Genomic DNA, 720 nt, shown 5'->3' with positions numbered 1-720 from the left:
CCGCGCCGACTGCGTGTCCGGCGTAAACGCGTACCCCGCCTTCGCCGCCTTCACCACGACGTGGCCGGTTGTGCCGACGCTGCTCACCGCGAGCGTATACGCGCCGTTCTCTGCTATAAACTGCTGTGCCGGAAGGACAATGCCGGTGCCCTCGGGGTCTGTGAGCGTAATGTCTTCCATAGACAGTCCCTCTATGGCTTTGTCGAAGGCGAGCGTCAGCTTCGTCGTGCCCGCCGTTTCCCCGCCGTCCGCCGTAAGGGACTGGAACCGCACCGCGACAGTCGGCGCGGGCACGTAGCGCACCTGCGCCGTGAGCGCAGGCGGCGCAAACGCGTACCCCGCCTTTTGCACCCGCACCGTAACGGCGGCGTCTTTGGCGAAGCCGCTCACCGCGAGCGCGTACACGCCTTTCGAATAGGAGTCGGCGGCACTCGCCCACAGCGCGCCTTTCCGAATGCCGGCGCCGTCGGGGTCTTCAAGCGTAATGTCGTCCGCCGTCAGCCCCTCTATGGTTTCTCTGAACGCCAGCGTCAGCGCCGTCGTGGTTTCCGTTGCCGACCCGTTTGCCGTAAGGAACTGGAACGTTACCGCGGCAGACGGCCGCTCGGTCGGCGGACAGAATACCAGCACCGACTGCGACTTCGGCTCAAACGCGTACCCCGCCTTCGACACCGTCACCGCAACTTTGCCGTCAGCCGTTATGCTGTTCACCGCAAGCGT

At 65.3% G+C, this 720-nt stretch carries 1 protein-coding gene; it reads right to left on the bottom strand.

Annotation, left to right across the window (positions count from 1 at the left end):
• On the bottom strand, nucleotides 1-720 hold a 720-nt coding region (locus tag AWU74_RS11945), incomplete at both ends, for a hypothetical protein (RefSeq protein WP_187150921.1).

This window comes from Treponema endosymbiont of Eucomonympha sp., from assembly GCF_001028545.1.
Note: the sequence above shows the minus strand (reverse complement) of the source record. Positions and strands in the feature narration are given on the sequence as shown.